The sequence below is a fragment of the Syntrophotalea sp. genome, assembly GCF_050253115.1.
Taxonomy (GTDB): domain Bacteria; phylum Desulfobacterota; class Desulfuromonadia; order Desulfuromonadales; family Syntrophotaleaceae; genus Syntrophotalea; species Syntrophotalea acetylenica.
Window position 1 is genome coordinate 1 of record NZ_JBFWJQ010000132.1, and the last position, 6,689, is coordinate 6,689.

Sequence of the window (6,689 nt, forward strand, 5' to 3'; positions counted from 1 at the left end):
AGCGCCGGCTATGTCAGCATCACCGGCAACCTGGCTTTCAAAATTCTGATCCGCAGTTTCCAGAAATTCGACAGGGAACTGACCTATCAGGTCGGCGCCGGCATTGTTGCCGACTCCGATCCGACCCGCGAATGGCAGGAATGTCTGCACAAGGCCGCGGCCTTGCGCCTGGCCCTCGGACTGGCATCATGATCGTGAACCTCGACGGCCGGTTTTGCACCGCCGAACAAGCCTGCCTGCCACTGCAAGACAGCGCCCTGCTGTTCGGCGACTCCCTGTTTGAAACCATCAAGGTGCAAAACAACAAGGTGTTGCGAATCGAAGCCCACCTGGACCGACTGGCGCTGTCGGCCTCGCTGCTCGACTTCCCCCGCAACCACGACGAGGTCCGCACCAACCTTCTGCAAACCGCCGAACGCTGCCCCTGGCCTTTGGCGCGCCTGCGCCTGACCCTCACCAGGGGAATCTGTAATGGACTTGCGGTACCGCCAGCACAGCATGCCCGAACCATCATCACCGCCGTCTCCTGCAGCGACCCCGACGACACTCAGCGCAAGGCCGGAGCCACGTGCGTTTTTGCCCCCAACCGGCGCGTCAACCCCCTCTCCCACCTGCCGCAGATGAAGCGCGGCAATTACGCCGACTGCCTCTACGCCGCCCGCTACGCCCAGTCACGAGGGGCCCGCGAGGCACTGTTCCGCACTGACGAGGGTCATATACTCGAAGGCGCCACCAGCAATTTGTTCCTTATCCGGGACAAAACCCTGATTACCCCGGCCGCCGGAGAACTGGTCCTGGCCGGCGTCATGCGTCGCCAGGTCCTGCAGGCGGCCGATACCCTCGGCTTTACCGTCAGACAGCAGCCCATCGACATGCAGACTCTTTTCCAGGCCGATGAAGCTTTTCTCACCAATGCCATTATCGAAATCATGCCCATTGCCCGGCTGGAAAATTTCCCCCTTAAACGCGGCCCCCTGGCCCTGGAGCTGCTGCAGGCCATCCGCAATGGCGCGGCATCCTGAACAAACGGCCAGTCTCTACCAAAACCTCTTGACCATCGGCAAACATGTCTTTATAATCCATCCCACTTTGCCGAAGTGGTGGAATTGGTAGACACGTCGGTCTCAAAAACCGATTGCTTATGGCAGTGCCGGTTCGATTCCGGCCTTCGGCACCAATAGAGAAAATGGCCCCTGATCCGTCAGGGGCTTTTTCTTTGTCCATTGTGATCTAAAAAAGTCGTCGGAAATCCATATAACGATTTATTTTCAAGCACTTAGAGAAATTCAAAAAATCGAACTTCTTTCTCATACTTCCGCCAAACCGTCTACTCTTACGCGCCTAGGCAGCTTTTCCCGGCAAAAAGAAACTGTTTCTTCAAGAAGGTCCCGGATCGCCAGGATTTTTCCGCAAGTCCAGCGGGCAGTTTCTTCCATGGCGGCAAGCATATAGAGAATCCAGGGCTCCCATATCTCTCGTTCCATCACTTCCCGCAGGAGCTGGCAATACTGCCTCTTGTTCTGGATGATTTTACCCCACAGAACTCAAATCCCTCATATCAAAACCTGCTTGCATTATCCCATTTTGGGTTATATAGTTCCCAATATGGGAAACATCAACAGCAAAACATTTAACATCAGCGACGCTCTGTTTACCAAAACACAGCAGCAGCTTCTGCGCCTTCTCTTTGGGCAACCGGATAAAAGCTTTTATTCGAAAGAGATTGTCGATCGGGCAGGAATAGGCACCGGGACTGTCCTGCGAGAACTGGAAAAGCTCTCAGCTTCTGGCCTTCTGACGGTCAAAAAGATCGGGAACCAGAAACATTACCAGGCAAACCCTTCATCGCCTATTTTCGAAGAGCTAAAAGGAATCGTCCGCAAAACCTTTGGTCTTTCCGGCCCGTTGCGTCTGGCCCTGGACCAATTCAAAGACAAAATCAAAGTTGCCTTCATCTACGGTTCTGTAGCGAAAGGATCGGACACCGCTGGAAGCGATATCGATCTGATGTTGATTTCAGACCAGCCGACCTACCCGGATCTGCTTGTCAGCTTTTCTGAGTTGGAAGCCCAATTGGGAAGACAGATCAACCCGACGATCTATACTGTCGAAGAGTTCCGAAGCAAAATTACGGCGGAAAGCAGCTTTGTTGTCAGGGTAATCGAGCAACCCATAATTTTTCTGATTGGATCGCAAGATGACCTCCCAACAGTTTAAAAACCTGGTTGATATCGGACAGATAAAGCAAGAACCAGGTGATCAGAAAGAATTTGATGGGCTTCTCCACTCAGGGCGCACGCAGATCAAAGACTCCCGGATGGCTGCCTTATCGTTGGAGAGTCGCTTCGACCTGGCTTACAATGCTGCACATGCGTTATCGCTAGCCGCTCTTCGCTGGCATGGATATCGTTCGGAAAATCGCTACATCGTTTTTCAGTGTCTTCAGCACACGATAGGTGCAGGCCCTGAAATCTGGCGTATCTTGGCTCACTGCCACAACTTGCGCAACCGGGGGGAATACGAGGGCCTTCTCGAAGTCAGCGAGCGCCTTGTTCTTGATCTGATTCAGGCTGCCGAAGCGGTGCTTGATGAAGTCGAAAAACTCGGGGAAATCTCTTCGAAAAGAGACATCGAAAAGCAATAGTGTTGACAACCAACCCGGAGGAAGTAACATGGTGAGACAGTGTAAACGTTGCAAGACAGGTATGAATCCTTAACCGAAAGGCAAAGCAAATGGACATCCTCAAAGTCTATCAGTATGCCCTGCAGCGTGAACATGAGGGCAAGCGTTTTTTTGAGCAGAATGCAGACCGGCTGGGTCATGCCGCAGCCGTTGGTGCATTCAAAAATCTGGCGGCCGAGGAGCAGAAGCATATCGACTTTATAGAAAATCAGATCGAGGAGATTAAAAAAGGCGGCGCGCCAAGTCTTGAGATGGGAAAGGCACTTGAAAAGGAAGGATTTTTCTCAGAAAGGGCCGTTACCGAAATTCTTGATCAAACAGTTCTGGAGTCTATGGTCCCGGATTTGCCCGTATTGCGCATGGCTTACCTGATCGAGCGGGATTTTGCCGAGTTTTATGAACATGCTGCCTCCCAGGCCGAAGGCGATACCAAAAAAGCCTTGAGCATGCTGGCTGAATGGGAGCGGGGCCACGAAAGTCTTTTTAAGCGCTATCATGACAAGGCTTTTGAGGAATATGCCCAGATGCCTTGGGGCGGCTAAGACCCGCCCATCACCAAAAGGAATAATTGACGGGGTACGGCCAAGAGGCCGGACCCCGTTTTTTGTTTCGTCCCGGCATCTGCCGCAGCGCGGGGTCAGCCGATCTGATTGGCCAGGCGGATCTCCGGCGGTTCGGCACAAATTTCGTCAACCATGCCTAAAAGCGACTGCAGGTAAGGCATCTGCAGGTGCTGCTCCAGATCTTCCCTGCTTTTCCAGCTTTCGAGAAACACCAGAACCGCGGGATTGTCGACATCCTGATGCAGATCGTAAACGATGCAGCCATCTTCGGCACGAGTCGGTTCGATGCGTGCCAGCAGTTCTTTTTTCAGAATTTCTTCCTTACCAGGCTTGGCAACAAATTTTGCGATAACGGTTAATGCCATGATTCTCTCCTTGTCTATGTTGAGGGAACAGATGATTCCGGCTTTAAAGGCCAAGCCGGTGCGGCAACACGATAAGGACACGCCGGGGCATGATATTTCTTCCTTGCTGGTGTCCATCCGGAAACTCCGGAGAGAGACGCTGTCTCCCCTGTTTATCGCCTTGATGTAAAGTTTTTTTGGAAAGCATATCACAAACATCGAAACCGACGAGATATTCCCTGTCCCGGCCGCCGGAATATTTCGGCACGGCTTCCACGACCTCCCACTTTTCACGCACATCAAAACCCACACAACATAAAAACAAACAAGGACAAACAAACCTCACCATTCCCTGACCATTCAGAGGACAATCGCAACCAATTGTTTTTCTTGTTATTTTAATTTATATTCGGGAAATCCACTCAGAACCTCAGAAAAACATCCCTTCCGAATGGGCATATTTTTTTCATTTTTGGCAAAAACTTTCACTTGACAACAAAAACAAACATATTTTATCGTAACGCCAGCTGCAACTCGAAAGAAAAATCTCAAACCTTGTTTTTCTGGATGTTGTTAAACATGTTAAGAAAATAGCAAAATTTTCATATCATTATAGATTCGCAAGGCGCTGCCATCAGCACCCGAGATGCACCGAAATTGTTTTAAAATGTTCAACCTTGTTTGTTTTGTAAATCACGGCCCGACTAGAGCGCTGCTCCCGTTTCCGGATGAAAACCAGCAGGTGCCGCAAAAAACGTGGACAGCTTCAAAACCCGGACCCCATAGCGGGGGAACATTCGATTTATTTTCTACTGGAGAAACATTATGGCCAATGGAGTCGCAGCACAAGTGGTTGGAGGGCCTTCCTCATCGAAGGTCCTCACGAGAGATCTGAGCAACAAACGAAAGCTGAGCCACGCCAAGGCAGGTTTGCTCTGGGGAGCCTTCGGCGGAATGTCCTGGGGGTTTGCCGGTGTCGTCATGGGCATTGCCTTTGCGATGGCTCCCTTTACCGGTGGCGCCACGATCTTTACCGGGCCGCTGGTCGGCGCCGCCATGCACGACGGCTTTGCCGGAATCTTCCTGACCTTGTCCAATATTTTCACGGGACGTGGCAGTGAAATTTTTCGCACCCTGAAAACCTGGCCGGGAATACTGGTCTGTCTCGCCGCTATCTTTGGCGGCCCCATCGCCATGGGCGGATACCTGCTCGGCATCGAGTTCGCCGGCGCATCCTATGCGTTGTCGATTACCGCCATGTTCCCGGTGGTGGGAACCATCATGGCAGCGGTTTTCCTGAAGGAAAAAGTCACCCCGCTGGTCTGGGCGGGCATTGCGCTTTCGGTTGTCGGCGCCCTTATCGTCGGCTGGACCCCTCCTGAAGGCGGCAGCATGCCCCACTTCTATCTCGGCATCGGCTGTGCGCTTCTGGCATGTTTCGGCTGGGGCATCGAGGGCGTGCTCTCCACCTTCGGCATGGATATGGTCGATCCGGACATCGCCATCAGCATCCGTGAATCGGTGTCCTGTATCGTATCGATCGTCGGCGTGCTGCCATTTGTCGCCGGATGGGCGCTGCTCGGCGAGTCCCTCGGCACGTTCAACAGCCTGTGGATTCTGGCCTGCGCCGGCGTCATCGGCGGCATTTCCTACCTGGCCTGGTACAAGAGCCTCAACATGACCGGCGTCGGCCGCGCCATGGCCCTCAATATCACCTATGTCATCTGGGGGATTGTCTTCGGCTATTTCATGACCGACCTGCAATTGACCACCAACCTCGTGGTTGGCGGCCTGATCATCACCATCGGTGGTGTGCTGGTTGTGGCCAACCCCAAAGAACTTCTCAATCTGCGCCAGGGAGCATAAATCATGGCTATCAAACTACCACTGCGGTTTCGCCTGCTGCATCTGATGTCCACCAGGAACCAGGCAAATGTGCACGATCTTATGAAGGAACTGAAGGCCGAGTACGGCAACGAAGGCCAGTTCAGCGTAAAAAGTTTCGAAAAACATCTGACCTCCATGCGTGCTTCCGGGCTCATCCAGGAAATCGACGTCGACATCGATGCCCAGGGCAAGCTGCTGGAGACCTTCACCATCACCGATTTTGGGCGGGGCAGACTGAAATATCTTCCGGCGTCCTGGAAATAACCATACACCCATGCAATGCGGCCTGGCAGTGATTCGCATGTCCTCCCCATGCAACCCACTTAAGCCTGAATCTTCCGAAGTCCTCTCCCGGAAGATCAGACGCAATGATGGAACCCCTCCCTGCCGGGCCGCAATTTTTCAGTATTAAGACAAACTTCAACGGGGCGACCCCTGCAGCAGGATCGCCCCGTTGGTTTATAAGAATCATGCCACGCCTGGGCGGCAGCCCCTTTTTAATCCTGCACTATCGATTTTTTCCCCAGCACGGCCTGGGCCGCCTCTTTCACGCTGCCCGTTTCCCCAATAAATACGGCAAAAACATGGCAATTCATGGCTCAATCGCACATCGCCCCGGCAAGATGATAATCTTCATCCGCCAGGCACACCTGGTTGCGACCACTGTTTTTAGCTGCATATAATGCCTCATCCGCCTGGCGGACCAGATCCTCCATGGTCTTTGACGAGCCTCCAGTCAGAGCCGCAATACCGACGCTGATGCTCAGGGCGATCTGCTCGCTACCAACCGGGATCCGGGCACATCTGATTTTTTCCATAAGCCGCAAGGCAACCTTTTCCGCGACGTTTCGATCACTATCGGGCAGCAGCACCGCAAACTCCTCACCTCCATATCTGCAGGCGGCATCCCCGGGCCGCACCGAATCCTGGAGAATGACCGCAACCAGTGCAAGAACCTTATCTCCGGCGACATGGCCGAAGCGGTCGTTGACCTCCTTGAAGTAATCAATGTCGATCAACATAAGGCTTAGCGGGGTTTGGGTCCTGACTGATTTTCCCAACTCGACCTGCAATACGGAAAAAAAGGGCCCTTCCCCAAATCGAGTGGGTAGGTTAGCGTCTCTTACATGAAAGATACCGATCTTTACGCTCAAATTCTTGGCATTCGGTCGCCTTGGAAGGTCACCGAAGTGAAGCTCGCTCTCGCTGCCG

Annotated in this window: 9 protein-coding genes and 1 tRNA gene; 8 read left to right on the forward strand and 2 right to left on the reverse strand. The window is 53.0% G+C overall.

Annotated features, from left to right (window positions below; all coding sequences use genetic code 11):
- From AB7E65_RS11395 to AB7E65_RS11420, 6 genes are all read left to right on the forward strand, one after another.
- A partial coding sequence (locus AB7E65_RS11395) for a chorismate-binding protein (protein WP_428745946.1) occupies positions 1 to 192 on the forward strand: 192 nt, incomplete at its 5' end.
- On the forward strand, positions 189 to 1,022 hold the full coding sequence (locus AB7E65_RS11400) for an aminotransferase class IV (RefSeq protein ID WP_072285722.1): 834 nt from the start codon (positions 189 to 191) through the stop codon (positions 1,020 to 1,022). The genes AB7E65_RS11395 and AB7E65_RS11400, both read left to right, overlap by 4 nt.
- A 69-nt stretch (positions 1,023 to 1,091) precedes the next feature.
- A tRNA-Leu gene (locus AB7E65_RS11405) sits at positions 1,092 to 1,177 on the forward strand.
- Positions 1,178 to 1,605: 428 nt separating this feature from the next.
- Positions 1,606 to 2,217: a nucleotidyltransferase domain-containing protein gene (locus AB7E65_RS11410; RefSeq protein WP_428745947.1), complete on the forward strand. Its 612-nt coding sequence runs from the start codon at positions 1,606 to 1,608 to the stop codon at positions 2,215 to 2,217.
- Entirely contained in the window at positions 2,198 to 2,644 is a 447-nt protein-coding gene (locus tag AB7E65_RS11415) for a hypothetical protein (protein ID WP_428745948.1), read from the forward strand. The genes AB7E65_RS11410 and AB7E65_RS11415 overlap by 20 nt, the downstream gene beginning before the upstream one ends.
- An 89-nt stretch (positions 2,645 to 2,733) precedes the next feature.
- Entirely contained in the window at positions 2,734 to 3,225 is a 492-nt protein-coding gene (locus AB7E65_RS11420) for a ferritin-like domain-containing protein (RefSeq protein WP_072285827.1), read from the forward strand.
- A gap of 95 nt (positions 3,226 to 3,320) precedes the next feature.
- Here the strand turns inward: AB7E65_RS11420 and AB7E65_RS11425 are convergent, their stop codons facing one another.
- Positions 3,321 to 3,611: a putative quinol monooxygenase gene (locus AB7E65_RS11425; RefSeq protein ID WP_072285828.1), complete on the reverse strand. Its 291-nt coding sequence runs from the start codon at positions 3,609 to 3,611 to the stop codon at positions 3,321 to 3,323.
- A gap of 804 nt (positions 3,612 to 4,415) precedes the next feature.
- Between AB7E65_RS11425 and AB7E65_RS11430 the strand changes: the two genes are divergently transcribed.
- Together AB7E65_RS11430 and AB7E65_RS11435 are read left to right on the forward strand one after the other, a co-directional pair.
- Positions 4,416 to 5,456 (forward strand): DMT family transporter, encoded by a 1,041-nt coding sequence (locus AB7E65_RS11430; RefSeq protein ID WP_428745949.1) that lies wholly within the window; start codon positions 4,416 to 4,418, stop codon positions 5,454 to 5,456.
- Between the two features lie 3 nt (positions 5,457 to 5,459).
- Complete coding sequence (locus AB7E65_RS11435) at positions 5,460 to 5,741, forward strand: DNA-binding protein (protein WP_072285830.1); 282 nt, start codon at positions 5,460 to 5,462, stop codon at positions 5,739 to 5,741.
- Between the two features lie 335 nt (positions 5,742 to 6,076).
- Here the strand turns inward: AB7E65_RS11435 and AB7E65_RS11440 are convergent, their stop codons facing one another.
- Complete coding sequence (locus tag AB7E65_RS11440; protein ID WP_428745950.1) at positions 6,077 to 6,631, reverse strand: GGDEF domain-containing protein; 555 nt, start codon at positions 6,629 to 6,631, stop codon at positions 6,077 to 6,079.
- Positions 6,632 to 6,689: the final 58 nt, after the last annotated feature.

Bases quoted from the DNA above. Each gene is read 5' to 3' on its own strand.
- AB7E65_RS11400 (WP_072285722.1), top strand. From the start codon at position 189: ATGATCGTGAACCTCGACGGCCGGTTTTGCACCGCCGAACAAGCCTGC.
- AB7E65_RS11410 (WP_428745947.1), top strand. From the start codon at position 1,606: ATGGGAAACATCAACAGCAAAACATTTAACATCAGCGACGCTCTGTTT.
- AB7E65_RS11415 (WP_428745948.1), top strand. From the start codon at position 2,198: ATGACCTCCCAACAGTTTAAAAACCTGGTTGATATCGGACAGATAAAG.
- AB7E65_RS11420 (WP_072285827.1), top strand. From the start codon at position 2,734: ATGGACATCCTCAAAGTCTATCAGTATGCCCTGCAGCGTGAACATGAG.
- AB7E65_RS11425 (WP_072285828.1), bottom strand. From the start codon at position 3,611: ATGGCATTAACCGTTATCGCAAAATTTGTTGCCAAGCCTGGTAAGGAA.
- AB7E65_RS11430 (WP_428745949.1), top strand. From the start codon at position 4,416: ATGGCCAATGGAGTCGCAGCACAAGTGGTTGGAGGGCCTTCCTCATCG.
- AB7E65_RS11435 (WP_072285830.1), top strand. From the start codon at position 5,460: ATGGCTATCAAACTACCACTGCGGTTTCGCCTGCTGCATCTGATGTCC.